Here is a 26,632-nt window from a genome sequence, read left to right as displayed (position 1 = left end):
CAATTTAAGCTTACTCTGTACTTTCAACAAAAATTGAGGGGCTTTGATTAAATCTCCCCGTGAAGTAGCGACAAAACTCTCAATCCCCGCGTCGATTCCTAAACAGGTCTTCCCTACTGTCATATCGGGAACTAATTCCGTAGATTGGAAGGAAACCGAAACGTAAAATCCCGACGCTTTTTGGATAATTCGAGCTTGTTTAGGCTCGAACCCAGACGGGTATTCTCTAGATGGCCGTATTCTAATTTTTCCTAATTGTGGAAAATTCAAACATCCATCCCCTAGAAAGTTTTTTGAGAGCGTGGGGAAAACAAAACTTCGCATCTTTTTTTTGAATCTAGGAAAGCCAAAACTTTTCGACTTCATCTGGTCAAAAGCTTTATCTAAAGTTTTTAAGACTTGCTGTAAGACTTGAGCGTTAACCGTCTTTAATATCGGGTAAACTTTTTTAGCTTCCGTTAGATTTTTAGCTTGAACGAAGTAATTAGGATAGGGTTCATCCGCAGGAATTATGTACTCGGAAACTAGCGAACAGCGCTCCGCAAGACACTTTCGAGAGTTCAACCAATCTTTCCGTTCTGAAAGAGCGTAATTGTAAACGCTTTTGCAAACATCAAGAATGTGGATTATCTCCCGTTCCTGTTGTCTGTTTACCTTTAGTTTGTACTGGTAGGTAAGCGTTATCACTGTCTTTCGTGAGCGTGACGTACAATTGAATTGTAACACTTACTGCCTAATATGTTAATAGTAGGGTTGATTCATAGTAGGGTTGATTCATAGTAGGGTTGATTCATGAATCAACCCTACCCTTGATCGCCCCTTAATAAGGGGGGCGCTGATGGTTTTTAACACCTACCTACTTAAAACTACATTCCCATAATTTCGTAACCGGAATCTACATAAATAATCTGACCGGTAATACCACTAGCAAGATCACTGGCTAAAAAAGCGGCCGTATTTCCCACCTCAATTTGTGTCACGGTGCGATGTAAAGGAGCGATTTCTTCCACATGATGGATCATATCAAGAATTCCCCCCACGGCCGAAGATGCCAAGGTGCGAATTGGACCGGCGGAAATACCATTAACTCGGATCTTTTGACCACCTAATTCGGCGGCTAAATAGCGAACACTCATTTCTAAACCGGCTTTTGCCACCCCCATTAAATTATAGTTAGGAATTACCTTGACACCACCGAGATAGGTAAGAGTGATAATACTTCCCCCTTCCGTCATCAAAGGTTTAGCCGATCGAGCTAGACGGGTTAGGGAAAAAGTGCTAATATCTAGGGATTTAGTGAAAGCTTCCCGAGGGATGGCGGTAAAATCGCCCGTTAAACCCTCTTTATCGGCAAAAGCGAGACAGTGAATCAAAATATCCAGTTTGCCCCATTTTTCCGCCACTGTAGCGAAAGTATCTTCTACCTGTTGGTCATTTTGGACATCGCAGGGGACATAAAAAGCGGGATTAAGTTCATCGGCCAATTCTCGCACTTTTTTCTCAAAACGGCCCTTTTCGTCGGGGAGATAGGTGACACCGATATTCGCACCAGCTTGATGGAGTTGTTGGGCAATTCCCCAAGCGATCGAGCGATTATTGGCAATTCCTGTCACTAGGGCGTTTTTTCCCGTTAAATCTAACATAGTTCTCGTTTCTCTTACAAAAATCTCCCCAATAGCCGACCCCAGCGAGATTCGGTATAATAGGGATACAGATAACGGGGCAGCAATGATCACCCCTCCCCCATTGTCTGGCAAAAAGCGCCCAAAACTTTTCCCAGTTTAGGCAGTGGTTATGTTTAATAGAGGTGACACTCGTTGCATAATAAAAACAATTTTCCCCTTTTTTGGATGTGAGATGGACTTATCCCTAATACAAGATAAACCCCTAGCAGATGTGTTCCGTCGAATCGGCAGCGGCAATTTCCCCCCGGTGGTGGAATTGTTCGAGCGTGGCAAAACGATCTTTTTCCCTGGAGATCCCGCCGAAAGAGTCTATTTTTTGCTGAAAGGAGCCGTTAAGTTGTCGCGAGTCTATGAAGCGGGAGAAGAAATTACCGTGGCTCTACTGCGGGAAAATAGCGTCTTTGGTGTGCTATCCTTACTCACCGGCCAGCGATCGGATCGTTTTTATCATGCCGTGGCTTTTACTCCGGTAGAATTACTCTCGGCCCCGATCGATCAGGTAGAAAGGTCCCTCCGCAATAATCCCGATTTATCAATGTTGATGCTGCAGGGGTTGTCCTCGCGCATTCTGCAAACGGAAATGATGATCGAAACCTTGGCTCACCGGGATATGGGTTCCCGTTTGGTCAGTTTTTTATTGATTCTCTGTCGTGATTTTGGGGTTCCCACCACCGATGGTATCCGGGTTGATCTAAAATTGTCTCACCAAGCGATCGCAGAGGCGATCGGTTCTACCCGCGTCACTGTCACCCGTTTATTGGGAGAGCTGCGGGATCAAGAAATGGTCTCAATTTACAAGAAGAAAATTACCGTCCATAATCCCGTCGCTCTCAGTCAACAATTTACTTAAATTCTGGATGACTAGCGCTTATATTTTGGTTTTGGCCATCGTGGTTTTAGGTGGTCTGATAGCGGTGATTGGCGATCGCATAGGGAGCCGTATCGGTAAGAAAAGGATGCGTTTATTTAATCTGCGTCCGAAACAAACCGCAACTTTAATGACGATTGTAACGGGAATTTTTATCGCCGGCTCGACTTTAATTGTCTTGTTTGCTTCTAGTAAATCCCTGCGTCAAGGGGTTTTTGAACTGGATCGTCTTTTAAATGAACGTCGTGCCGCTATTAAGGATTTGGAAAGTCAGGTAAGAAAAACCACCGAACAAAAAAATCAGGTGGAAAAGGCGTTAAAAACGGCTAAAAGTGAACAGATAGCCGTGCAGAAACGTCTAGAGGTTCTTAACAAAAATTATCAAGCTTCTCGTCAACGTTTGCGATTAGTTTCGGGACAGTTGGAAAAGTTTCGTAAGGAAGTGGCTAATTTAAATAATGAACGAGTTATTTTAACTAATCAAAAGGCACAGTTAATCAGTCAAAGGGATCAATTGTCCCAACAAAAATCAATTCTTTCCAGTCAAATAAATCAACTACAAACCACCGTTCAAGTTAGAGATAAAGAGTTGGCTAATCAACAAAAGTTATTAACAACCAGACAAGCGCGACTTCAACAGTTGGAAACTCAACAAAAAACCCTACAGCTAGAAATTGATCGCCGGGATCAACGCATTGGAGAACTCGATCGATCGATCGTCGATAAAAATTTAGCGTTGGAACAGCGCGAGGGAAAATTAAAAGATTTAGAAACCCAAATGGCTTTTCTTAAGCGGGAAGTGGAAGTTTTAGAGCAATACTATCAAACCTATCAAGAATTGCGAGAAAAACAAATCGCTATTTTCCGGGGACAGGTGTTATCTTTTGGAGCTTTTCGTATTGTTGATCCCCAAGCTATTGTCGCTGTTATCGATAAGTTATTGCGAGAAGCGAATATGAATGCTATCCGTGCCACCCAACCGAATCAGCCTAATTTTGACCAGCGTTTAGTTAAGATCACAAAAGCACAGGTAGAACAGTTAAGTCAACAATTACAGGACGGTAAAGAATATGTGGTGAGAATCCTTTCCGCAGGTAATTATGTCTTAGGAGAAACCGAGATTCGTGTCTTTGCTGATGTGGTTCCCAATCAAAGAGTTTTTGAGGAGAAACAGGTAATCGCTGCCGTTTCCATTGATCCCCAAAATATGACAGAAGAAGACCTACAAAAGCGGTTAGATTTACTCTTAGCTTCGGCTCAATTTCGCGCTAGAAGTGCGGGAGTTTTAGGGTCAATTCAGGTGGAAGATGGTTTATTAACTACGGTAGTTAACTTTATTGGTCAAGTCAAAAAGTCGGGTAATTCTATCGAGACACTTGAGGCGATTGCTGCTAGTAAAACTAATACGGCTGGACCTTTAACTTTGCGTTTGGTAGCGGTAAAAGATGGTAAAATTGTTTTTAGTACGTCCTCTTAAAAGATAGCTAAAGTTAGGAGTTGAGACTAAAATCAATTCCTTCGTAAATATCAGCAAGATTTAAGCTAATTCCTAAAGAATCTAGAGATATAATTCCCCTGGCTGGGGTGTATTCTTGTAATAACCAATTATTTTCTGAGGTTTTGCTATAGGATTCTATTAGTATCTCCCCTTGACTGACGAGAAGATATTGGTTTAATTGGGGTATAGAACGATAATAACGAAATTTATCACCCCGATCATAACCAGAGGTGGAAGGAGATAAAACTTCGATAATTAGGCAGGGATTTAAAATTTCATCGTTGCGATTATCACTAAATAATGGTTCCCCGGCAATAATCATTAAATCTGGGTATAAACCGCGATTATATTGGGGTATCCATAGTCGCAAATCACTGGGAAAGACTTCATAAATAGTTTTCCTTAAAGCATTGTCTAACAAGCGAATTAAATTGCGTACCAGTCGATTATGATTGATGCTTCCCCCTGTCATCTCGATAATTTCTCCGTCGTGATATTCGTGTTTAACCTCGGCTATGGTTTCTAAATTACGATATTCTTCTAAGCTGAGGGTTTTGGTAGGAGATCGAGTTAGCATTTTCTCTGTCACAGAATTTTTAATCCTCCTGATTATAACCTAGATCACAGAAAAAAAGGTTATCATTCATAAAAATCAATTCCTTCGTAAATATCGGCAAGATTTAAGCTAATTCCTAAAGAATCTAGGGATATAATTCCCCTGGCTGGGGTGTATTCTTGCAGTAACCAATTATTCTCTGAGGTTTTGCTATAGGATTCTATTAGTATCTCCCCTTGACTGACAAGAAGATATTGGTTTAATTGGGGTATAGAACGATAATAACGAAATTTATCACCCCGATCATAACCGGAGGTGGAAGGAGATAAAACTTCGATAATTAGGCAGGGATTTAAAATTTCATCGTTGCGATTATCACTAAATAATGGTTCCCCGGCAATGAGCATTAAATCTGGGTATAAACCGCGATTATACTGGGGTATCCATAGACGTAGATCGCTCGATTGAAGACGATAATTAGTTCCTCTTAAAGCTAATTTTAGCAGGACAATAAGATTAATGAGAATACTATTATGATTGATGCTTCCCCCTGTCATCTCGATAATTTCCCCGTCGTGATATTCCTGTTTAACCTCGGCTATGGTTTCTAAATTACGATATTCTTCTAAGCTGAGGGTTTTGGGAGGAGATGAAGTCAACATTTTTCTAGATTAGGTATTCTTTTATTTGATCATAGCAGAATTAATGCTACCTATTTAATTCTAATTCCCCTTGCAGAAAATCAACAAATTGTCTAGCAGTTCTTCCCGATCGCCCATTATGTTGAGTTGCCCATTGTTTGGCACGAAATTCTAAGTCTTCTAAGCTAATTTTTAATTTAGCTAAACTGGCTAAATGACGCACTATTTCCAAATATTTTTCTTGATTAGCCGGTTCAAAAGTTAGAGTTAAACCAAAGCGATCACTAAAGGATAATTTTTGTTGGACTGTGTCCCAATTATGCACTTCATCACTATCTTTTGGTTGTGGTCGATCCGCAAAAAATTCTCTGACTAAATGTCGGCGATTAGAAGTGGCATAAACTACGACATTTTTCGGTCTAGCGGTGACGCTTCCCTCTAAAACAACTTTTAAAGCTTTAAAAGCTTCATCATCTTCTTCAAAGGATAAATCATCGACAAAGATAATAAATTTTTGGGGCAAATCTCGCAAGATTTCAATAATTAATGGTAGGTCTTTTAATTCCGATTTTGCCACTTCAATTAAGCGCAATCCCTGACTATGATATTTTTGCAATAATCCCTTAACCAGAGAGGATTTTCCTGAACCACGGCAACCATAGAGTAAGACATTTAAAGCGGGATAACCTGCTAATAAAAACTCAGTGTTTTTAATCAAGGTTTTCTTAGCCATTTCATAACCGACTATGTCTTGAATCTGCACGGGATCGGGATGATTAATTCCTTGTAATCTGCCTTCTTGCCACCTTAAAGCTTGATAACGGGCAAAAATTCCTGTACCACACTCACGATAATAATCGGCTAGAGCTTCGACTAATTCCGTCCAATCTAAACTAGAATGGAGGAAACTTTCTAATTTATTGTCCACTTCCCAAGCGGGGAAAATTAGAAATTTAATTTGTTCAAAAACTGTCGAATTACTTAAGCTATAAATGCTAGAGTTATAAAGAGATTGGAGGATAGATAAATCCTGTTTAACGCCATTAATTAAAGATTCGGGTAACTCCCAAACACTTTTTTTCTGTACCTGTTGACTAAAGGGATTATCATCTAATAAAATTTGTTCGATTAGAAAATCATTCCAGCTGATATTTCTCGATGCTAAAGCTTGAAACAATTGACCATAAGCTTTGAGAAAATAGGCAACATTATCCGTAGCTAATAGGGTAATAAATGCCTGGCCAATAGCATTATCAAAAACCCCTTGATACAAAACTAACAAGCTGACTTTTTTGTAAATTTCAGAGTTCATTTTTTCTTCTCCACTAATAACTAAGATTTCATGGCCGCCTTTTTGCAATTCCTAATCCGATTTAATAATTGCCGCCTTGTAGCCGAGGGAATGCCAATCAGTTATTATACTACCAAGATAGGGCGATATCTGCAACATTAAGGTTAAAAAGGGAGAAATGCCTACCGACTAATTCTTAGGATTTCTTGAATTGATTCTCGATAAAATTGATAACTTATAGCAGTTATCTTCATGGTGAGGTGCAAAGTTTTCGTTTTGGGGAGACGGTTGATGATACCCTGTCAGGTTACACATCATCTTGAGGAGAAACGCTATATTTGATAAAATTTAACCAATCTTGGATTTCCTGTCCTAACCAGAGACATTCATCCTCGCGGAGATTCTGACCGATCAGATAATAATTTTTAGCCGTCCGCAGACGAATCTGATAGTTACCTTCTGTGCCATTGCTATGGAGAAAAATACCCCATAAATCTTGAGTTTTAAAAGCAAATTTTTGGTAGATAAAAATTAAAACTTTATATTTAATTAAAACTTCTTGAGGTGTAAGAATTAATTGCATCTCACGCAAACAAATAAAACTAATCAGAGCTATAATAAAGGTAAGAATCGGGGAGATAAAGACAGTGACAGTAAGGACAATCGCCAAAGACCAGAGGGTAGGTGCATCGGAAGGTAGCTTAATTTTAGGGGGTAAATTAATCTCTAAATTATCCCGGTGTTTAGCGATGCGGATGGAACTGTGGGGAGGTTTTGGTAATTTCTTAGGATCGACTAAACTTGATACTTGACGATAGGAGGGATGTTGGAGAAATTTCAGAGCTTCTCTGGCGCTTTTAAACCGCTTTTCTACTGCCATATCGGTTATAGTTTCTAACCAATCGATTAAATCATCATCAATTGTCACCCGTTGGCGAAATTGAATTTTAGAGTCGCGGTGGGGCAATTCTATCGGGACAATTCCCGTCGATAAATGAATTAAAGTCATACCTAAAGCATATAAATCAGAACTGGGAACCGCCCGGCCCCAAAATTGTTCTAGAGGTGCATAACCACTCGTTCCCACCACAGTAAAAGTAACTCCCGTCACTGCACCGCGGGACTGGACTGCCCCAAAATCTACTAAATAAACGTTATTTTCCGAGTTAATAATTAAATTACTAGGTTTAATATCTCGATGTAATACTGGGGGCGATAATTCGTGCAAATAAATGAGAATTTCGAGAACTTCTTCGGCAATATTCCGAATTACCGTAGCGGTGAAACGTTGCCCCCTTTCTAAGTGATCACTTAAGGATTCTCCCGGTATATAATCTTGTACAAGTACAAACCAAGGAATCCCGTCACCTTGATTTTTGTCGAGGGAAAAATAATCGCGATAGCGGGGAATACGGGGATGATAGAGAGAAGCTAAGACGGCTGCCTCCCGTTCAAATAATTTTAATTCTTCCCACTCCATCTGGGGACTAAAAGCGAGGAGTTTAATAATTACCGATTCTTGGGATAATACATCGATAGCTAACCAAGTTTGACGACCGATAGCGGTATTTCCTAGGCGTTGTTGCAGTTGGTAACGTTCAGCTAAAAGAGAATCAGAAGTAAAGGTCATAGTGGCTTTCCCCTTATTTAGACCTGTTTTTTTTTCAGGAAAACTGCTGGCTGGTACTAATTAATATCAATTTGTTTTTTTGCTGTCCAACAAAGGGCGATTCCTTTTTCTTTATAGGAAGATTCTCCAACAAAGATAGGATATAATTCAGATTCCCCACGATAGATAATTTCCTGACCATCAAATCCTAGAAAAATCGGTTGATTAGGTTGAATTGCATGATAATCTCGTTGGAGAATCTGAGGATGTAACATAGCTTTAATTTCACCCTGTTCATCTCTAGGATAATCGATCGAGCCTAAACGTTGGTAAACTGTGAGGGATTCGCTGAAAGTATCGAGATGGGCAGCCAGATAATTTTCCTGTTCGATATAGTCTAGGATTTGATAGATGAGTGTTTCGGTTTGACGAAAAAGATAGGGACAGATGACACCATGGTTAATTGGACCGATTTCGAGGGTAAAAGCTAGGGGACAAATTCCTTTCAGAAAATGATTTTCTCCCTCGCTGACGGGATGATAAATTAAGCGCACCTCAGGATTAATTTTAGTCAGATAGGTAAAGAGTTTTAATAGCCAAGGATGGGCATTAGAATAAATAATCGCCAGCATCATATTAGAGGTGGTGCTGTGAATATCGATTAATAAATCAATGGATTTTTCTCGGATTTCTTTGACTATTTTTTTGGCTCGTTTTTGTTCGTATTGCTGACCATCTGGATTAACTAAATCTTTCTGGTTAAAACAACGATTTAAATCCGTATCGATATATCTAACCCGTTGCTTTAGGGCTAAGGGATTAGCGATGAGACTGTGGGATTGAAAACTGCTGCGAGCAATAAGATTAGGTGACTTTTGCAGGTATTTAACCAAATAAGCGGGAGTTAGTTCATTGCCATGCACACCGGCAATTAAAGCCAGATTTTTAATAGTAGTTTTCTGCTCGATCATTTTTTATAATTTTTGAGAAGTTAAGTGGGTGGGTGGAATTAAATATAAGATGAACGTAGGTTGGGTTGAAGCATGAAACCCAACGCCCGATTATGTTACGCTACCGCTAACCCATCCTACAAATAATTGTGCCTCCCTACTTATAATTATTTATGGTTTGCGGCAAAAAGTTTGTTGGTGGGGTTAGGAGTCGGTCGTCGGTCGTCAGAAGATTATTTTTATTTATTCTTCCCACACCCCACACCCCACACCCCACCCCTATAACTGATTTAGAAAAACCAGCCGTAGGAATGAAGACCTTTACCTAAAAGATTCACCCCTAAATAACATACCCAAACCACAACAAAACCACTGGCAGCTAGAATAGCCGGTTTTCTTCCCTGCCATCCCCGGGTAATGCGGGCATGGAGATAAGCGGCAAACACTAACCAAGTGATTAGCGCCCAAGTTTCTTTCGGATCCCAACTCCAATAGGAACCCCAAGCTTCATTGGCCCAAACTGCCCCGGCGATGATACCGATAGTGAGAAGGGGAAAACCGAGACCGATGACCCGATAACTGATATTATCGAGGGTTTCCGCCAAGCTAAGACGTTGGGGCGAAAGAGTCGTCATCGCTGTTAAGGTGGGAGTTAAAAGGGCGGTTGTGCCACTGTTAGCCGTTTCCAGGAAAATTGGGGCGGAAAGAGTGGTAGATAACTTATTTTGGAGACGATAGGCCCCCGTACCCACGGAACTGCCTTTTAACTCGATATTTTGACCTCTAGTGACGATCAGAAAAGCGATCGCCATCAGGGAACCCACCATCAAAGCAGCATAACTTAACATCATGACGCTAACGTGCATCATCAACCAATTCGATTTTAAAGCCGGAACCAAGGGCGCGGAAGTTTGCATTTCCCCGGGTAAGGACAAAGTGGCAAAAGCGGTAATCCCCATGGCTACAGGAGTCGTCACCACCCCCACCAGGCGACTGCGGCTATTGTACTCAGCAATTAAATGAACCGCAGTTACACCCCAAGCGAGAAAGAATAAAGATTCGTAAAGATTGCTGATGGGGAAATAACCCGCTTCTAACCAGCGCGCCCCCAATAAAGCGGCGATACAGAGGTTAGCGATGGCCACTCCCGTGCTGCCCAGGCCGGGCAACAAAGGTATGCTAGGAAAGGCTGCCCCGGCCCAATAAACCAGCATAGTTAAAAACAGGACTAAAAAAGAAGTGTTATCGAGAAAGTTCTCTAAGCTAACTAAATTCATGGGATTTCTCTCGTTTGTCGCTCGCTCGCTACCAAGTATTCCATCCTCTATCCTATCCCATCGGTAAGGCGATCGAGACAGGGAATTGTTAGTATGAACTTTGCATTTTCACTCTGACCCACCCTAAAAATTATGGCTAATCAAGAAGATAATCAATTTTCCTGGTCGCGTTTGCCTCTGTTAGGCAAAATCCTGATCATTTGTTCTGGTGTTGCCGCTTTAGGCTATTTTCTTATCCCTCGTCCCTCAGAATTATCCAATATTCCCCTCGAACCCTACAGCGAATTTATCAGTAGAGTGGAACGGGGCGACATCAGTAATGTCAAAATTGGCAATCAAGTCATCTATTATCAATTAAAAAATCCTTTAGAATCCCTGCCTATTCCGGGTAATCCCCCCGTTAATCCCCCAGAATCAAGTCATCCCTTTTACGGTGATTCTAGTTCTCTGGACAGCAAACCAAGCAGTAATCTAGTCTCCAGACGAGTCTTGGCCACGATTCCAGTCGATAACCCCCAATTACCCCAACTATTACAGCAAAAAGGCGTAATCTTCGAGGCGATTCCTGTGGCCGAAAACAGTTGGATCACCACTCTCCTCGCTTGGGTGGTTCCTCCCTTAATTTTAGTCGCCGCCATGCAGTTTCTGTTCTATCGCAACGATGACACGCGTAAATCACTGCTTTTTAATAAAAATCTCGCTAAAGTTTACGGAGACGGCGAAAAATATCCGATTACCTTCAGTGATGTGGCCGGGGCCGAGGAAGCAAAAACCGAGTTAAAGGAAATTGTCGAATTTCTCAAGGATGCCGAGCGCTTTAATAAAATTGGGGCGCGTATTCCTAAAGGTGTTCTCTTGGTCGGACCGCCGGGGACGGGAAAAACCCTCTTAGCAAAAGCGGTCGCGGGGGAAGCGGGAGTGACGTTTTTTAGCATTTCGGCCTCGGAATTCGTGGAATTATTTGTCGGGACCGGGGCAGCCCGGGTGCGGGATCTATTTGCCCAAGCGAAGAAAAATGCCCCTAGCATCATTTTTATTGATGAATTGGACGCGATCGGTAAATCGAGAAGTTCGGGATCGGGAACTAGCGGCAGCAATGATGAGCGCGAGCAGACTTTAAACCAACTTTTGACAGAAATGGACGGTTTTAGCCCCAAAGAAGCCGTCGTCATCGTTTTAGCCGCCACCAATCGCCCAGAGACTCTTGATGCCGCTTTATTGCGTCCGGGGCGCTTTGATCGCCAAGTTTTGGTGGATCGTCCCGATTTAGCGGGAAGATTGGCAATTTTGGAAATATACGCCCAACGAGTCCAGATGGGTGAAGATGTTAACCTCAAAGCGATCGCCACCCAAACCCCCGGTTTTGCCGGTGCCGATTTAGCCAACCTCGTCAATGAGGCGGCTCTTTTGGCTGCCCGCAATAATCGGGAAAAAGTCAGTCAAATTGATTTTAAAGAGGCGATAGAAAGAGTTATCGCTGGTTTAGAAAAGAAAAGTCGGGTTCTCTCCGAAAAAGAAAAGAAAATCGTCGCTTATCACGAGGTCGGTCATGCTTTAGTTGGCGCTGTCATGCCGGGAGGTGGTCGGGTGGAGAAAATTTCCATCGTTCCCCGGGGTTTATCCGCTTTGGGTTATACCCTGAAAATTCCCACGGAAGACCGTTTTTTGATGACAGAAACCGAATTTAAGGAACAAATTACTATGTTATTGGGCGGTCGGGCAGCCGAAGAATTAATCTTTGGCAGTGTCACTAATGGCGCTTCCGATGATTTACAAAGGGCGACGGATATTGCTGAAAGAATGGTGACAATGTATGGTATGAGTAAATCCCTGGGACCCCTAGCCTACGATAAAACAGGACAGGCTAATTTTTTAGGTAATAATCAGGGTAGTCCCCGCCGTTCGATCGGGGAAAATACGGCCAAAGCGATCGATGAAGAAGTTAAACAAATTATCGACGCTAGTTACCAAAAAGCTCTAGCAATTCTCAGTCACAACCGCAATTTATTAGAGTCGATTACCGCTAATCTTTTGACCACCGAAGTAATCGAAGGAGAAGAACTGCAAGAATTCTTAAATCAAGCGCAAATGGTCTGATCAATCCCCATAAATAGGGTCTGCTGAAAAAGTTTTTCGTGGGGAAGTGGGGTGTGGGGAGAACAAAGCTGCCTTTTGCCTTTTGCCTTTTGCCTTTTGCCTTTTGCCTTTTGCCTTTTGCCTCTCCTCATAACTAGGGTTTGCTGAATAAATAATCGAGAATATCTAACTTAAGGAGAGGAGAGGATCAAAGCATTGGAAAACTGGTATTTCCCTGCTTTGACGGTTAATTTGCCCTTTTTCCATGGCAAAGAAACGGGAGAGTTATCTCGACTTAAACTGTTATAAAGGGCGAAATTTTTTGACCAATCGTGCTTTTGACCGTTACGAATTAAAATCGGCAGTAGATTGATTTGATTATAGGTCAATTGTAAACTCTGCCCTTGACTGCCTTTAAATAAAACCCTGCCTTGGTTAATTTGAGTTAAATTTACTTGACTTTTTTGCTTAAATATGATCTTAAAATTCTCATAACTGCCCTGGGTTGCCGCTTCCCCCACTTCCAGAGCAAAACCCGCATAATTGTTACCTGTGGGTAAAGCTTGGTAGGTATTATCATCGGGATAAGGGGAATTAGGAATCTCGATCATTTCAGGAGAAGAAAGATTTATTAATCTCAGGGCTAACCAAGTTTTTTCTAATTGAATAAACCAGATATTATCATCTTTTTCTACCTTGGCAGTTTTCGGTAATTGCCAGAAAAAAGCTTGGTCTGCTGGTCGTAACCAGATTAAAAGATTACGATATTGTCCGATTTCATCCCCGGGATTTTTGCCCGGTTTTACGCCATTTTTGCCAGTGTTAGCCACAAAAAAATCCACACCTTTGTGTTGATTAAAGGCCATTAATTTAAACGGGGCTACATCACCATCGGGGAAAGTTCCCGCCAGACTACCCATTTGATAACTAGCCCCAACAAATTGAGTTTCCCAATAACCCGGACTTTGATTATTGCCCGGTTTCCAGTTTTCATACAGGGGTTTACTGGCGAGAATTTCTACCGGTTTATTAAAGTTTTTTCGGGCTAATTCCATCACTGCTAAAGGAGGACGATAACGACTGGTAATTAGATACAGAGAGTCCAATTCCGGGCGATTATTGGCGACGGGAGTATCACCAAAATATAACCAAAAAGTGCGGCCTGCGTGTGATCGCATTACGCCGTGGCCATCACCATAATCACGTTTTACAGGGCCACCCCAACCACCGCGATAATATTTAACACTAGCGGCCATGGATAACCAATCTAAGGCCATTTTTGCCCATTGTTTAACTTCCGTATCTTGAGCAAAATCGTAGAGATTGAGATAGGGAGCAAAGGTGTGACCGTGATAAACTTCTGAATCCCATTCTCCCATACCGATGTTATATAAAGCTGAAACGTAACGCTTAATTTTACTTTTATAAATTTGACGAGTTGCTTCATTTCCGGTTTCTTCGGCCATCAGATAAACCGATGTTTCGCGCATCGCTCGCAGGTTATCAGTATTGCGACTATCTACCCATAAACCCCGTCTTGTTATACTCCAATCATTACCCGTTCCTTGGCCCGTACCGTGGATAGGGTGGGGCCGTTGTAAAGGGTCGGTTTCTGTCCAAATTTTCGCCGCATTATACATTCTCTGACGATAAACTGGATCGAGATACTTTCCGAGAAGAAAATACTTTCTAATTTGTCCTTTCAGGGTAAAAGAAAAATAATAATCTATATAATCAGTGTGGGTCTGTTCCCGTTTTTGTGGGTCATCCTGCTGCAGGAAATCTAGGGCTTTTTGCCGGTTTCCTGCCAAGAAATCAAACATGGCCATAGGATAGGATCTTTTCTCGTTTTCTCCCCACAAATTGCCATAACTTTCTGCCTTAGCAAAATGGTTAATAACTTGCTTGGCCCTTTGTTGAAATTCTGCCTCTAATTCCGGTGTCCAATCGTTAAGATATTGGGGTTTAACTTCGGCAACAGGTAAGGAAGCGATCGAGTTTTGAGAAACAGAATAGAGGGAATTAAAGCCAATAGTAAATAGGGCAATTATTACCGCTAAAATTAGATATTTAATTCTAGATCCAATCGTCATCTTCGGCAAATTCATCGATGTTTCCTTGATTTTCTGGGGACTGAGGTTGATTCTCTTTATCTAATTGTAAAGGAACTGGTTCAGGAGGGATAATTTCTGGTAATAATTCTTCGGGTTTTTGACCATCTACCTCCACCACAATCATTTCTGTGACGGGAAACCAAAGTATGCGGCCTTGATCGTCACAAACCGTCAGCGATCGAGATTTATCTGGAGTCTCGGTTGCGAAGAAATCTCCTAACATTTTGGTGGGTAAAATATTCTTACTTTCACCCCCAATAACTCCTAGGAATATATATTCGTTACCTGTGGTCAAATGTTGGACAATAATCGCCATAGTTAAAAAATTCAGTCAATGAAATGTACTTATTGATAAGCTGTTGACTCTTGAATGATAAGTAGGTAGGCGTTAAAAATTATCAGATGCCCCCCTTATTAAGGGGGATCCCCCCGCCTATCGGCACCCCCCTTATCAAGGGGGGCAGGGGGGATCGAAGCTAAAATCCATTTTTAATTTAATTATAACCAGCTACTTAGCTTTCAGCCATGAGCTTTCCACTGATTACTGATAACTGATTACTGATTACTGATAACTGATTACTGCTTAACTTGACTGCCGTGACTGCGAGGATCGGTTTGACTAGCGCCCGCAAGGATATTAAAATCAGAAGCCTGTCCCGTAGTGGTGGCATAGGGTAGGGTAGAATTGGTTAAAAGTGCTTCTAAATTAGCAGTTAAAATTGATTTTGGTTGTTCTCCGATCGCTTGGGCAACTGGTTGTCCTTGATTATTTAAAAAGACAAAATGGGGAATACCATCCACGCGATAACGGAGAATTTCCGGCAACCATTTATTATTATCAACGTTGAGCATGACAAAATTAATGGCATTACCGTATTGTTTTTTAATTTCGGCAATTTCAGCGGCCATCGCCTGACAACTGGTACACCAATTAGCATAAAATTCTGTCAGGGTGGGTTTACCATTGCTGAGGGCAAGATCGAAAGGTGTCGCTTTTTCCGCTTGCGCTTCCAAAGATACAGAACTAGCGGTGGTTTGAAACCCCAAGAAAATCGCTACACTAAGGATAACTGCCGTTACTGCCAGCAGCAGATTTCTGGTTTTGTTGGTGGGTGTGGTGGCTGTCATGGATATTTAATCAAAGTTTACTTTGTCCTATTGTAACGACTGCTGCGCTCTTTTAGTATTGGTGTCGATTGAGTTACAATTAAGTTAGAGATGGGTAATAATTATGACCGAAGAAAGACTCGATCGAATAGAGGGACAGCTAAAAAGGCTAGAAGGGTACGTTCATACAATTGAGGGGCGATTAGAAACTTTAGAAAGTAACGTTCAAAACATTGAAAAAAAGCTAGGAGACGTGATCAACCAAATTCGTGAACTTAGTCTTAGCATCGATACCTACCAAAAAGCTGATCAACAGGTAGTTAATTTGGCTTTTGGTCTGATCGTTGCCGCCACTGCTGCTATTGTAATTCCAGCCGTTTTCGGCAAATAAGCAAAAAAAGATTCTTTGATCGGAAAGGCTGCATGAAAAAACGCGTTACTCTCACTTTTCCCAAAAAAGCCGTCCATATGCCCGTTACCTATCGACTGGCGAAGGATTTTAACGTCGCCGCTAATATTATCCGCGCCCAAGTTGCCCCCAATCAAGTGGGAACATTAGTATTAGAATTATCGGGAGATATCGATGAGTTAGAAGCGGCGATCGAATGGTTACAATTACAAAATATTGGCGTTTCCCAAGTTAGTCGCGAAATCGTCATTGATGAAGAAAAATGTGTCGATTGTGGGTTATGTACGGGAGTTTGTCCCACGGAAGCTTTAACCCTTGATCCCGAAAGTTTTCGTCTCAAGTTTTTGCGTTCCCGTTGTGTGGTTTGTGAACAATGTATCCCCACTTGTCCCGTGGCGGCAATTTCCACAAACTTGTAAAGTAGCAGTTATTAAATTAATTTTTTTGCCCATTTAAATAATAGCCATCTCTGGAGATTTTAAGCCTTCATTTGTCTCCAACGCGGTTAATCGTCACAAATATCCCGTTCCCTTTCTGCCTAAAGACCCTTTCTCCGATACCATAGTTAAAAAGAGATTGCTGACTCTGGCCACATCTGTGGGGATTACATACCATTAATCATGGTTTTTTTGCAAAAAATACAAAAAACTTGACATGACTTCTGCCGTTCCTCGCCTTTCCTATCCTGATAGTCCGATTGCTGATCTTCGCGGCCTCTATAACTTTATCCTCAACCCGCAACTGTTAGCCGCAGAAAAGGGAAATCCGTCGATCGTTAGTTTTTGTCAAAAAATTTCCCCCGTTGATACCCTAGAAATTCTCTCTTGGATTGCCCCTAGCTATCCCACCCATTGTTATTGGGAAAATCCCGAACGAGAAACCGCTTTTCTCGGCTACGGCATCGCCTTTGCTGCCACTTTCCACGGCAAACAACGTTTTTTAAAAGCTCAAAAATTTATTGAAAACTGTCAACAAAGAATTATTAAAATTGATAACTATAGCGAGATTACTCCCCGCATCTTTTGTAGTTTCACTTTTTTCGACTCGGAAAGAGCTACCCCCTTTCCCTCAGCTACCCTAACCCTGCCTAAGTTTCAAATTATCAAAAAACAGTCGGAATATTTTTTCCTTACCAATCTCCTAATCACCGGCGAAAAAGAAATAGAAAACTCCCTCGAAGAAACTATCAACAACCTCAAAATTATCCAAAATAACTCGAGCAATTGCCGACAAAATCCCCATCAGGCTCCCTGTAGTTATTATATTCATCCTACCTATAATTTTCAAGCGGCTGTTGCCGATGCACTCCAATCTATCCATGCTCAAAAATTTAGCAAAATTGTCCTCGCTCACGCTCTTGACGTGATTTCTCCCCGTCCTTTTCATCTGGTAAACTGTCTCGATAATTTGCGTCAGCGTCATCCCGATTGCTACACTTTTTCCCTCGGCAATGGACGGGGAGATCATTTTATCGGCGCTAGTCCCGAACGCTTGCTAACTGTCCATCAGGGGCAATTAATCACCGATGCTTTAGCGGGATCCGCCCCCCGGGGAGAAAATGCGATCGAAGATGCTCTTTTAGCCAATAAACTCCTCGCTAGTGAAAAAGAACAGCGGGAACATCGGGCCGTTAGTGAATTTATTAACCAAAAACTGCGACAAATTGGCTTAAATCCTCAAAATTCTCCTTCTAGATTGTTAAAACTCTCCAATATTCAACATCTCTGGACTCCTATCCATGCCAAACTAAAACCCTCCATCCATCCCCTCGAAATTGTTGCCCAACTACACCCCACTCCTGCTGTTGCTGGGGTTCCCACGGAGATCGCTTTAGCACAAATTCGTCATTATGAAACCTTCGATCGCTCTCTTTATGCCGCTCCTTTGGGTTGGATCGATTGTCAAAATAATAGTGAGTTTATTGTTGGTATTCGTTCGGCCTTAATTGAAGGCGATCGAGCGCGATTATACGCCGGTGCGGGTATTGTTGCCGGTTCCGATCCGGAAAAAGAACTAGCAGAAATTCAGCTTAAATTTCAAGCTCTCTTAAAAGCTTTAACTTAAACTGTAGCTTGTTACCGAACTAATAACTTAAATAAGTCTAATTTACCCTTAAAAGGCGGATATTTTAAAGCGGGATTGAACCAAAGAGGTGTTTTCATAATCGCTTTTTGGTGACTAAAATTCTCAAAGGAAAAACGACCATGATAGCTACCAATACCGCTATTTCCTCGACCACCAAAGGGTAACCTAGGATTAGTAAAATGAAAACTATTGTTGTTAATACAACCTCCCCCAAACTGGACTGATTCTAACCATTTCTTTTCAGTCTTTGCCTTGGTAGTAAACAGATAAAAAGCTAGAGGGTTAGGATTTTTAGCAATTATTGCTAAAGCTTCCTCAAAAGTGCTAAAGGCAATGATCGGTAAAATTGGACCGAATATTTCCCCTTGCATAATAGGAGCATCGAGGGAAACATTAGTTAATAAAGTTGGTTGAATATATAAATTTTCTCGATCGGTTTTGCCTCCAAAAACAATCTCACCATCTTGGAGAAAGTCAATCAGGCGATCAAATTGTTTCTCATTAATTATCTTACCATAATCAGCACTTAATCTGGCATCTTCACCGAAAAAATTAATAATAGTATTAGCTAATTCTCTGATCAAATTCTCCTGCTGGGATTGATGTACCAAAATATAATCAGCTGCGATACACATTTGACCACAATTAGAGAATTTTGTCACGGCAATGCGACGGGTTGCCACGGAAATATTAGCATCAGCTTCGATAACACAGGGACTTTTTCCCCCTAATTCTAGAGTAACGGGAATTAACTTTGCTGCCGCTAGTTGATAAATAATTTTTCCTACCCTTGTACTGCCAGTAAAAAATATCTGATCAAAGGTAAAACTGTCTAACATATTCGGAATTACTTCCGCACCATCTCCGGGGACAATTAACACATATTCTTCGGGGAATATTTCTTGAATTATTTTAATTACTAATTTTTCCGTCGCTGAGGCAAATTCACTCGGTTTTAATACCGCACAGTTACCGGCAGCAATGGCACCGACTAAAGGCACTAATAACAATTGGAGGGGATAATTCCAAGCACCAATAATTAAAACCACTCCTAAAGGTTCCCGAATAATCTGACTGGAGGATGGGAAATTTAAGAGATTAGTTTTAACAGTTTTGGGTTGCATCCATGAGCGCAAATTTTTTAAAGCGGTATTAATTTCCACCAAAAGGAAGCCATTTTCAGTAATCCAACAATCTTCGGGACTTTTCTTTAAATCGCTATATAAAGCTCGATATATCTCTGCTTCATATTTAATGATTGCCTGTTTTAACTTCTCTAACTGCTGACGACGGAATTGATAGGAACGAGTTGCACCACTGGCAAAATACTGACGCAATTTGGCTAATTTTTCTGAGTTTGACAGCATCGAAATAATTCCTAACTTAATAATAAAATTCTACGGCATCCACTGGGGACGAATTCCCGCTAGAGGTAATTCAATTAAATCAGATTTACTGGCTTTTACTCCATCTTGTAGGGGAGGAATTAACATCCACAAACGACCACCGATAATTGTTTCTCCCGAATCGGTAGTCAAGGGATTAGTAGGATTAGTATCATAACTGGTGCGAAGTTGATCAAAAATAATTGCTAAACCATCGGGAGATAAACTAATGTGAATATCACGATAATCAGCTAATTCCAGTAGGGGAGTCACTTGACCGGTCTTCACATCTATTTTAGCAAAATAGGGTTTTTCTTTGTACTTTTGACTGTTAGTAACTAACTCGGTTAACAAACAATACAAATCACTACCGGTGGCATTAAATTGACAATCTATAATCGAACCTTGTAGATTGAGTAAGCGTTTTTGTAATCCTTGATTATTGACATAAAAAAGCGATCGAATATAACGCATTTTGGCATTATCAGTATTAAAATTTACCATTGCTGCGGCCGTACCATCGGCAGAAAAATTCAAAATTCGCCCAAATTTTGGTAAAAAATCCAGGGGTTTTGTCTCGAATTTTAAGGGCAAAAGCGCAATTCCTTCCCCCTGGGTGACAGCCAAAGTTTTACTATCAGGTGCAATCAAAAATTCTCCGCCTTGGATGTTTAATTTTTGGGTTTTTTCCCCCGATTTAACTGCCCATAAATCGAAGTTAATCGGATTGCGGCGCTCAATTCTCTGCACGACAATAGTTTCCCCATCTTTAGCTAAATCAAAGTGATTATTTTGATAATCTTTATTGTCTAGCACTAACTCAATTTTTAGAGGCGATTGACTGCTATCAACTTGGTAAAGCTGCAGTTCACGAATTCCCTCTATCCCCAGGTTTTTCGCCACGGCCGAAAAGAGGATTTTTTTACCATCAGGATAGAATTCAAAAGCCATAACGGTCAAATTTGCGGGGGTTAAGAGGGTTTTCTTCTCCTCGGTCAAGTTATAAAAAATTAATCTTCCCTGTTCTTCCCCATTAGTGCCAATATAGGCAAAAGCACGATCGCGACTTTTAAATTCTCTTTCAAAAATTGCCAGGGTTTGTCCTAATCGATTACCGCTGCGAAATTGTTCCCGCGCACCTTCAATTTGCAGATGATATTTTTCTCCGTAGGGAATGGGAGAAGTGAGGGTATAAGCTAATCGTCTTCCGGCCCAACTAAACTTACCCGGCAGCGGAGGATCGATAACTAGATTTTTTTCTACACTAGCATGATCCATGGGGCGATCAAAAGTGATAATAAATGCTTGATCTTCTGAGCCAATTGCTCGATTTTCCCAGCTAAATTCCTTGACCCTTGGACCGGTTTGCAAAAGACATTGATTACCACAGCTATTACCTAACCAAATTAAGCCGCCAATTACTAAGGTTAGCGATACAATTAATGTTATCGCTAATTTATCAATCGGTTGTAGTTGTAAGGTCTTGATCATTATAGTAGATGGTTAGAAACAACTGATAACTGATAACTGATAACTGTTAATATCCGTAGGGATCCACAGGAGTGGGTATAGATTTCACGGATTTAGCCTTAATTACTAATTGTCTTCTGGTGGTTGATTTTCCCACCTCTACGGGTAAAGATTCCGTGGCCATTTCTCCGGTGATTTCTAACCAAGTGTCATTGGGATATTGACCGCGACTTCCTGATAGTTTCACCGGCAAACCCACGGGATAAGCATCCACGGCACAACAGGTAAGAATAAAGCGACTAATTAATAAATAATTATCTGGTAATTGGGGCAATTGCACCACAAAACCTGTGACTTTTACCGGTTGTCCTGTGTAAGCATCAGGTTCGGGGTAAGCATTCAAAGTTCTTACCCATTCAATTAAACTTTTTTCCTCTGGTTTAACGGTAGTGCCAAAGGATTGAGTTTGCAAGCGAGTTAGGGGTAAAGATTCACTAATTCCCCTCTGTAATGCGATTTGACTGCTGAGGGGCTGCGGGGCAATAAATAGGCCTAAAAGGGCAGTGATTACTAATAAACCTGAGCCAAAATGTTGGGGAAGAATGGTAATATGCGATCGATTATCGTTACTATCTAAATTAATCTTTTTTTGCCACTGTTTTAATAATGTCCAAAGCTTGACTATTCCCAGAACAAATAAAGCAATACTGGTGATAAGAACCAGAATAAAATAATTAGGATGTATCAGTAAATTTAAATGTCCAGTTATCCAGTATTTAAATAGTAACGAACCCCAACCGATTAGGGCAATAACATCGATAAATTGGGGGGCGATTATTTTTAGACGTGATGAATTCATGGGAAAAACTATCCGGGTACTGACCTAAAATAAATAACTGTGAGCCAAGGTGAGTAAAAAAGTCATTTGCGCTGCTAAAGCAAAGAGATAAATTAACATTCTCGGTTTAAAAATAGACAACATTAAACCAATCCCTTTCAGGTCAATCATTGGACCGAACACTAAAAAAGCCAGCAGGGAACTACTGGTAAAACTAGAGGCAAAGGAGAGAGCAAAAAAAGAATCAACTGTGGAACAAATCGAAACAATTACCGCTAACAGCATCATGGCCAAGATCGAAGTAATCGGATCCTGACCCAAATTAAGAACAAATTCCCGGGGAACAAACACCTGTAAACCGGCCGCTATAGCACTTCCTAAGATTAACACTCCTCCTAATTCCCGTAATTCCATCACCACGTTTTCCACAAAAGTTAACCAGCGCCTTTTCATCGGGATAGCTTGCACTGCTGGTAGGACAGCAGTAGCGGCAAAACTTTCATCTAAGCGCAAAGTTTGCCCAGAATTACCGATCAGAAAAGAACCGGATTGTAGTAGTAGTGGGATAGATTCTTTTTCCGGTGTTTGCGGTTGCCAATTGAGACTTTTTGCCAAAGAGGTTTGTAGGAGCGGTCGGGGATCTTTTTGGATACTAAAGATAATACCGATAACCGTAGCGATGAACAAAGAAAAGATAACTCGATAGAAAACAATTTCCGGTTGATCGCGAAAAGCTACCCAAGTGGACCAGATAACAATCGGGTTAATTGTCGGCGCTGCTAAGAGAAAACTAACCGCTACTGCATTCGGCATTCCTTGCACAAGTAAACGTCGCGCCACCGGCACATTGCCACACTCGCAGACGGGAAACAAAAAACCAATACATCCCCCCACAAATGCTCCTAAAACAGCATTTCGAGGCATCAAGGCAACTAGGCGACGTTCATCGACAAATATTAAAAGAATACTAGAGAGAATCACCCCTAGCAGTAAAAAAGGCATCGCTTCCACCAACAGGCTCAGGAATAGGGTAAAGGCATTTTGTAGTTGACTCATCTATCCTCGCCTTGGCAATTAGAGGTTTAGGGGTAAAGACTTAGGAACCCCAGAAAAAGGTTCATCTATCAGTTATCAGTGACCAGTTATCAGTTATCAGTGACCAGTTGTCCGTTACAGCCTTTCTCGCCAAGATGAAGTATAACCCAATTTGGTATTGACCACCGACGACCGACTCCCCAAAAGGAAAACTTCGTACCTCACCATTAAGATAACTGTTAGAGCAGATTTGAGTTTTCAGTCCACTGATTACTGTTTACTGATCACTGAACTAGAGGACTCGATTAAGTTTGCCGCTTTGATAACCTTCTAGATCGAGGGTGACATAGATAAAGCCTAATTTTTGCAGATCAGCGACTAATTCGCTTAAATTTGTCCGATTAATAAAGTCGGGAATTGCTGCTGCCGGTAATTCAATCCGTGCCGTATCGCCGCTCGATCGCACCCGTAATTGACGATAACCTAATTTTCGCAGATAAATCTCCGCCCGTCCGACTCTTTGCAATTTCTCCAGGCTAATTTCCTCCCCGTAGGGAAAACGGGAACTTAAACAGGGTTGCGCCGGTTTATCCCACCAAGGTAAATTTAAGTAACGAGATAGTTGACGAACTTCGCTTTTTGTGATACCAATTTCCGCCAAAGGTGAACGAGCGCCGCGCTCCCTAGCGGCTTGAATTCCGGGACGATAATCCCTTAAATCATCAGCATTAACGCCATCGATGACGTAGGAATAACCACGAGCGAGGGCGATGGGTTTAAGGGTGTCGTGTAGCTCACTTTTGCAGAAATAACAGCGATTAACGGGATTACTGGTGTAATTGGGGTTATTCATTTCCTCGGTTTCCACCAATTCGTGCCGAATACCGATATAATCGGCTTGAGCGATCGCTTCTTCTAATTCTTCCGGCAGTAGGGAAGGGGAAACCGCCGTAATTGCCAATGCTTGACTCCCTAGCAGATCATAGGCCACTTTGGCCACTAGGGTACTGTCCACGCCCCCAGAATAGGCAATCAGAGCTTTTTCGCTGGTTTTTAAGAGGTTTTGTAATTGTCCGAGTTGATCAAGTAATTGACTGTCCATGGCGGCGATTTTGGCAACTGGTTTAGGGAGACCGTTTTTTATATTGGGTATAGACAAGTAGCTTAAACCACTTGTCCCAAGAATTTGCGGCAATGAGGTAAGTAGTAGTGCAAAATAAATTTCCTAGTCAAGATAGGCACTCATGCAAGAGGCAAGAGGTGGTTAGATATGTGTAATTAATTTTGCCTAGGTACTTAGTATAATTTAAATGTGTCTTAGCTTAACCCTCTCTACATGACAACAAATCTCACAGACTATAAACATATTTCAATTGATCATCGGGGAGTACCAATAATTGCGGGTTCTACCCTAAAAGTGATTGATCTAGTTATGGCACAAATAGCTTACGGTTGGACTCCAGCAGAAATTCACATTAACCATCGTGATTTAAGTATGAGTCAAATTCACTCAGCATTAGCTTACTATTGGGAACATAGAGATGAATTAGATCAAGCTATCCAAGCTGATTTAGAATTTGCCCAAAAAATGCGAGAAAAAGCTGGAGATTCTCCCTTTGTTACCCGACTTAAAGCACAGGGAATAAAGTAAGAATAGGCGTTTAAAATGTATCTTAGCTTATTGCTGATCCCAATTATTTTAGTAAGTATTTAGTCATAAACTTCACTTCTATGACCTACTCTAACAATAATAATTATCCTACTCTCTCGATCAAATTCATAAATAACCCGATAATCTCCTACTCTTAATTTGTAAAACCCTGACCATTCTCTCGTAAGAGGTAGGGGAGTTATCTGTTCAAAGTTGATAGCTAACCATTTAATTTTATTAAGAATCCTCAGTCTGATAAAATCTGTGATCAAATCTAAATCAGTTATCGACTCTGGTTCAAAAGTAACAGAATAGCTCATTTAAGGTTCTATCCCATATCTTTTATCCACCTCAGCTGCAGGAATAGTCGCTCTTCCTTGTAGTCTTTTTTGTTGGATTTCTAATAACTTTTCTTTAAAAGATTCTTTAACTTGTTTTCCCTCATCCGGATCACCAAAGTATTCATCTAGAGTATCATCTACTGTATTACGGATTAAACTTTGTAACTCTTGGGGAGTCATGTCTTTTATCTGCATATTTTCTCTAATTAAAAAAAGGACTTTGACTCGTTGCAAGGTTTTACCTTGCAACGCAGATAAGCGAGGTTCTACCTCTACTTATTTCTTTGACTCGTTGACTCGTTGCAAAGTTAGCTCGTTGTCGGACTATTCTTCGAGTTGATAGGGACACCATTGACTTTTGGTGGCAAGTTGGGCGTTAATAAGCGTAAAAACGCGCTCTAGTTCAGAAAGTCCAGCATACTCCGCTTCTTCGTCAACAGAGAGACTGTCAGTTTTCTTCTTAGCTAATAACTGCTCACAACGAGATTGTAGCTCTGAAGTAAACCTGAATAAATAAATGTTACCAAATTCGCGGAGTTCAACCCCTTCTCTCATTAAAGACGAAGGTTGAATCATTAATTGGGGAGTCATTGGCTCTATTGATTGTTATTCCTCTTTCACCTTATCAGCTTAACAAATTGCCGAGGAAATGTAAAAGAATATTGATAATATTTAACCAATATCGGGGCAACCCCTCTGTAGTTGCCCCTGCCAAGGATAATTTATCCCCGACGACGAAGAGAAGCGGCACCCAAGGCACCAACAGCGATTAAACTCACTATACCACTAGGTTCCGGGGTTGATACACCACCGCCACCAGTAGGAGTAATATCCCCATTAAGAGCCACAAACCCACCCCCGGCAACAGTAGCGGAGTTGACAGCAATGAACCAGACACCGGAGGAGTTAGCATTCAGTCCATAGAGACGGAACTGCACCGGTCCGGTTTGGGGTGCTAAACTGCTTAGGTCAAAGCTGTAGGTATTATAGCTAGTTGTTAGGCTAACTTGTGTCCCTAAATTACTGGTGAACCCATCAACACTAGAGCGCAAGACCAAATCTAGCTGCGTTTCAGTTTGGGCCGCATTGAGTTGTAAGTTAGTAAAATCGACTTGAAAACCTGCACCGGGTTGCACGGCAAATTCGACGTATTGGCTGGTATTAACAGTGCTACCTGTATTCCAACCGTTAGAAACCGGACTACCCAACACGAATACAGACTGATTCGGCCGAAATATCCCGGGGGTGTTTAACCCAGTGCTGGTTATATTCGGGCCAACCGTATCCGCCGCTTTGGGATAGGATGCGGTAAAAGCATCAAATTGATTCCAACCAGCTACTATTGCCGCTTGAGCAGGAGTAACCCCAGCCAACCCCATCAGAGTCAAGGGGGTTAAAATTGTCAGTAATTTTTTCATGGATTCGATGACAGTAATAGGACAGAACTATGGTCATATTTAACGCTAGTTTTGCGCCAATATTCTGCAACAGAAAGTATCACAAAAGGGGGGGGAGTCAAGGGTTATTTAATCATCATTTATTATGATTTTTATATTTAAGATAGTTGTGGGTTATATAAATATTTTTGACTGGTTGCAAGGTTATAGCTGGCAACGCAGATAAGCGAGGTTCTACCTCTACTTAGTTTCTTTGACCGAAATGATCACCTTCGCTCCTAGGTTCCCCCGCAATAAATTGACCTGGTGCATCTTACATTTGCAGGAATACCGACAATCAGCAATTATA

Annotated in this window: 29 protein-coding genes; 8 read left to right on the top strand and 21 right to left on the bottom strand. The window is 41.3% G+C overall.

The features are described 5' to 3' along the window. Together O9300_RS08035 and fabI are read right to left on the bottom strand one after the other, a co-directional pair. The coding region (locus O9300_RS08035; RefSeq protein WP_287971149.1) for an RNA-guided endonuclease InsQ/TnpB family protein at nucleotides 1-687 on the bottom strand (687 nt) is incomplete at its 3' end. A 179-nt stretch (nucleotides 688-866) separates the two neighbouring features. After that, nucleotides 867-1,643 carry an enoyl-ACP reductase FabI gene (gene fabI, locus O9300_RS08030; protein ID WP_002760333.1) on the bottom strand — a complete coding sequence of 259 codons (777 nt, stop codon included), beginning with the start codon at nucleotides 1,641-1,643 and terminating at the stop codon, nucleotides 867-869. A 214-nt stretch (nucleotides 1,644-1,857) separates the two neighbouring features. Here fabI and ntcA point away from each other — a divergent pair, with 214 nt between their 5' ends. Next, a complete protein-coding gene (gene ntcA / locus O9300_RS08025; RefSeq protein WP_002793163.1) occupies nucleotides 1,858-2,535 on the top strand; it encodes a global nitrogen regulator NtcA in 678 nt (225 codons plus the stop codon). Between the two features lie 7 nt (nucleotides 2,536-2,542). Then, on the top strand, nucleotides 2,543-4,030 hold the full coding sequence (locus tag O9300_RS08020; protein WP_287971147.1) for a DUF3084 domain-containing protein: 1,488 nt from the start codon (nucleotides 2,543-2,545) through the stop codon (nucleotides 4,028-4,030). A gap of 13 nt (nucleotides 4,031-4,043) precedes the next feature. On the opposite strand, the gene O9300_RS08015 is transcribed toward O9300_RS08020, so the two are convergent. The 5 genes from O9300_RS08015 to O9300_RS07995 form a co-directional block, all read right to left on the bottom strand. Further along, the gene (locus O9300_RS08015) at nucleotides 4,044-4,628 is read right to left on the bottom strand and encodes a Uma2 family endonuclease (RefSeq protein ID WP_190721480.1); all 585 of its coding nucleotides are present in this window, start codon (nucleotides 4,626-4,628) and stop codon (nucleotides 4,044-4,046) included. Between the two features lie 62 nt (nucleotides 4,629-4,690). Then, entirely contained in the window at nucleotides 4,691-5,269 is a 579-nt protein-coding gene (locus O9300_RS08010; protein WP_287971143.1) for a Uma2 family endonuclease, read from the bottom strand. Between the two features lie 46 nt (nucleotides 5,270-5,315). Continuing rightward, nucleotides 5,316-6,560: an ATP-binding protein gene (locus O9300_RS08005; protein ID WP_287971141.1), complete on the bottom strand. Its 1,245-nt coding sequence runs from the start codon at nucleotides 6,558-6,560 to the stop codon at nucleotides 5,316-5,318. Nucleotides 6,561-6,846: 286 nt separating this feature from the next. Next, nucleotides 6,847-8,169, bottom strand: coding sequence for a serine/threonine protein kinase (locus O9300_RS08000; RefSeq protein ID WP_287971139.1), 1,323 nt, complete (start codon nucleotides 8,167-8,169; stop codon nucleotides 6,847-6,849). A 56-nt stretch (nucleotides 8,170-8,225) separates the two neighbouring features. After that, nucleotides 8,226-9,119, bottom strand: a complete 894-nt coding sequence (locus O9300_RS07995; protein ID WP_287971138.1) for an aspartoacylase — start codon at nucleotides 9,117-9,119, stop codon at nucleotides 8,226-8,228. A gap of 126 nt (nucleotides 9,120-9,245) precedes the next feature. Here O9300_RS07995 and O9300_RS07990 point away from each other — a divergent pair, with 126 nt between their 5' ends. Next, nucleotides 9,246-9,383: a hypothetical protein gene (locus O9300_RS07990; RefSeq protein ID WP_196219844.1), complete on the top strand. Its 138-nt coding sequence runs from the start codon at nucleotides 9,246-9,248 to the stop codon at nucleotides 9,381-9,383. A 5-nt stretch (nucleotides 9,384-9,388) separates the two neighbouring features. On the opposite strand, the gene ccsB is transcribed toward O9300_RS07990, so the two are convergent. Continuing rightward, on the bottom strand, nucleotides 9,389-10,375 hold the full coding sequence (ccsB, locus tag O9300_RS07985; protein ID WP_149987215.1) for a c-type cytochrome biogenesis protein CcsB: 987 nt from the start codon (nucleotides 10,373-10,375) through the stop codon (nucleotides 9,389-9,391). Between the two features lie 132 nt (nucleotides 10,376-10,507). Between ccsB and ftsH the strand changes: the two genes are divergently transcribed. Next, nucleotides 10,508-12,472: an ATP-dependent zinc metalloprotease FtsH gene (gene ftsH, locus O9300_RS07980; RefSeq protein WP_190721490.1), complete on the top strand. Its 1,965-nt coding sequence runs from the start codon at nucleotides 10,508-10,510 to the stop codon at nucleotides 12,470-12,472. Here ftsH and O9300_RS07975 read toward each other — a convergent pair. The 4 genes from O9300_RS07975 to O9300_RS07960 form a co-directional block, all read right to left on the bottom strand. After that, nucleotides 12,454-12,603: a hypothetical protein gene (locus O9300_RS07975; RefSeq protein WP_287971134.1), complete on the bottom strand. Its 150-nt coding sequence runs from the start codon at nucleotides 12,601-12,603 to the stop codon at nucleotides 12,454-12,456. The two genes, ftsH and O9300_RS07975, sit on opposite strands and share 19 nt — an antisense overlap. A gap of 39 nt (nucleotides 12,604-12,642) precedes the next feature. Further along, nucleotides 12,643-14,559, bottom strand: a complete 1,917-nt coding sequence (locus O9300_RS07970; protein ID WP_287971132.1) for a hypothetical protein — start codon at nucleotides 14,557-14,559, stop codon at nucleotides 12,643-12,645. Next, the gene (locus O9300_RS07965) at nucleotides 14,528-14,881 is read right to left on the bottom strand and encodes a hypothetical protein (protein ID WP_002760349.1); all 354 of its coding nucleotides are present in this window, start codon (nucleotides 14,879-14,881) and stop codon (nucleotides 14,528-14,530) included. The genes O9300_RS07970 and O9300_RS07965 overlap by 32 nt, the downstream gene beginning before the upstream one ends. Before the next feature lie 260 nt (nucleotides 14,882-15,141). Next, nucleotides 15,142-15,693: a thioredoxin family protein gene (locus tag O9300_RS07960; RefSeq protein WP_079205497.1), complete on the bottom strand. Its 552-nt coding sequence runs from the start codon at nucleotides 15,691-15,693 to the stop codon at nucleotides 15,142-15,144. Nucleotides 15,694-15,796: 103 nt separating this feature from the next. Here O9300_RS07960 and O9300_RS07955 point away from each other — a divergent pair, with 103 nt between their 5' ends. The 3 genes from O9300_RS07955 to O9300_RS07945 all read left to right on the top strand — a co-directional run bounded on the left by O9300_RS07955 (nucleotide 15,797) and on the right by O9300_RS07945 (nucleotide 18,145). Then, on the top strand, nucleotides 15,797-16,063 hold the full coding sequence (locus O9300_RS07955) for a ssr2422 family thylakoid membrane protein (RefSeq protein ID WP_079205496.1): 267 nt from the start codon (nucleotides 15,797-15,799) through the stop codon (nucleotides 16,061-16,063). Nucleotides 16,064-16,095: 32 nt separating this feature from the next. Continuing rightward, on the top strand, nucleotides 16,096-16,500 hold the full coding sequence (locus O9300_RS07950; RefSeq protein WP_004163818.1) for an NIL domain-containing protein: 405 nt from the start codon (nucleotides 16,096-16,098) through the stop codon (nucleotides 16,498-16,500). A gap of 235 nt (nucleotides 16,501-16,735) precedes the next feature. Beyond that, on the top strand, nucleotides 16,736-18,145 hold the full coding sequence (locus tag O9300_RS07945; RefSeq protein ID WP_287971127.1) for an isochorismate synthase: 1,410 nt from the start codon (nucleotides 16,736-16,738) through the stop codon (nucleotides 18,143-18,145). 11 nt (nucleotides 18,146-18,156) lie between these two features. On the opposite strand, the gene O9300_RS07940 is transcribed toward O9300_RS07945, so the two are convergent. The 5 genes from O9300_RS07940 to larE all read right to left on the bottom strand — a co-directional run bounded on the left by O9300_RS07940 (nucleotide 18,157) and on the right by larE (nucleotide 23,996). Continuing rightward, nucleotides 18,157-19,533 carry an aldehyde dehydrogenase gene (locus O9300_RS07940; RefSeq protein WP_287971126.1) on the bottom strand — a complete coding sequence of 459 codons (1,377 nt, stop codon included), beginning with the start codon at nucleotides 19,531-19,533 and terminating at the stop codon, nucleotides 18,157-18,159. Between the two features lie 30 nt (nucleotides 19,534-19,563). Next, on the bottom strand, nucleotides 19,564-21,042 hold the full coding sequence (locus tag O9300_RS07935; protein ID WP_287971123.1) for an Ig-like domain-containing domain: 1,479 nt from the start codon (nucleotides 21,040-21,042) through the stop codon (nucleotides 19,564-19,566). Between the two features lie 46 nt (nucleotides 21,043-21,088). Beyond that, entirely contained in the window at nucleotides 21,089-21,880 is a 792-nt protein-coding gene (locus tag O9300_RS07930) for a TIGR03943 family putative permease subunit (protein ID WP_287971121.1), read from the bottom strand. 24 nt (nucleotides 21,881-21,904) lie between these two features. Next, nucleotides 21,905-22,915 (bottom strand): permease, encoded by a 1,011-nt coding sequence (locus tag O9300_RS07925; RefSeq protein WP_002760364.1) that lies wholly within the window; start codon nucleotides 22,913-22,915, stop codon nucleotides 21,905-21,907. Between the two features lie 271 nt (nucleotides 22,916-23,186). Beyond that, a complete protein-coding gene (gene larE, locus O9300_RS07920) occupies nucleotides 23,187-23,996 on the bottom strand; it encodes an ATP-dependent sacrificial sulfur transferase LarE (RefSeq protein ID WP_287971119.1) in 810 nt (269 codons plus the stop codon). A 234-nt stretch (nucleotides 23,997-24,230) separates the two neighbouring features. On the opposite strand from larE, the gene O9300_RS07915 reads away from it, so the two are divergent. Continuing rightward, nucleotides 24,231-24,545: a DUF433 domain-containing protein gene (locus O9300_RS07915; RefSeq protein WP_190721506.1), complete on the top strand. Its 315-nt coding sequence runs from the start codon at nucleotides 24,231-24,233 to the stop codon at nucleotides 24,543-24,545. A gap of 59 nt (nucleotides 24,546-24,604) precedes the next feature. Here the strand turns inward: O9300_RS07915 and O9300_RS07910 are convergent, their stop codons facing one another. From O9300_RS07910 to O9300_RS07895, 4 genes are all read right to left on the bottom strand, one after another. Continuing rightward, nucleotides 24,605-24,865, bottom strand: a complete 261-nt coding sequence (locus O9300_RS07910; RefSeq protein WP_002780565.1) for a type II toxin-antitoxin system RelE family toxin — start codon at nucleotides 24,863-24,865, stop codon at nucleotides 24,605-24,607. After that, nucleotides 24,866-25,081 (bottom strand): hypothetical protein, encoded by a 216-nt coding sequence (locus O9300_RS07905; RefSeq protein ID WP_002760368.1) that lies wholly within the window; start codon nucleotides 25,079-25,081, stop codon nucleotides 24,866-24,868. A gap of 129 nt (nucleotides 25,082-25,210) precedes the next feature. Next, nucleotides 25,211-25,477: a hypothetical protein gene (locus O9300_RS07900; RefSeq protein WP_002760369.1), complete on the bottom strand. Its 267-nt coding sequence runs from the start codon at nucleotides 25,475-25,477 to the stop codon at nucleotides 25,211-25,213. 131 nt (nucleotides 25,478-25,608) lie between these two features. Continuing rightward, nucleotides 25,609-26,304, bottom strand: coding sequence for a PEP-CTERM sorting domain-containing protein (locus O9300_RS07895; protein ID WP_287971114.1), 696 nt, complete (start codon nucleotides 26,302-26,304; stop codon nucleotides 25,609-25,611). Nucleotides 26,305-26,632: the final 328 nt, after the last annotated feature.

The organism is Microcystis sp. LE19-195.1E (assembly GCF_027532095.1).
GTDB lineage: Bacteria > Cyanobacteriota > Cyanobacteriia > Cyanobacteriales > Microcystaceae > Microcystis > Microcystis aeruginosa.
Note: the sequence above shows the minus strand (reverse complement) of the source record. Positions and strands in the feature narration are given on the sequence as shown.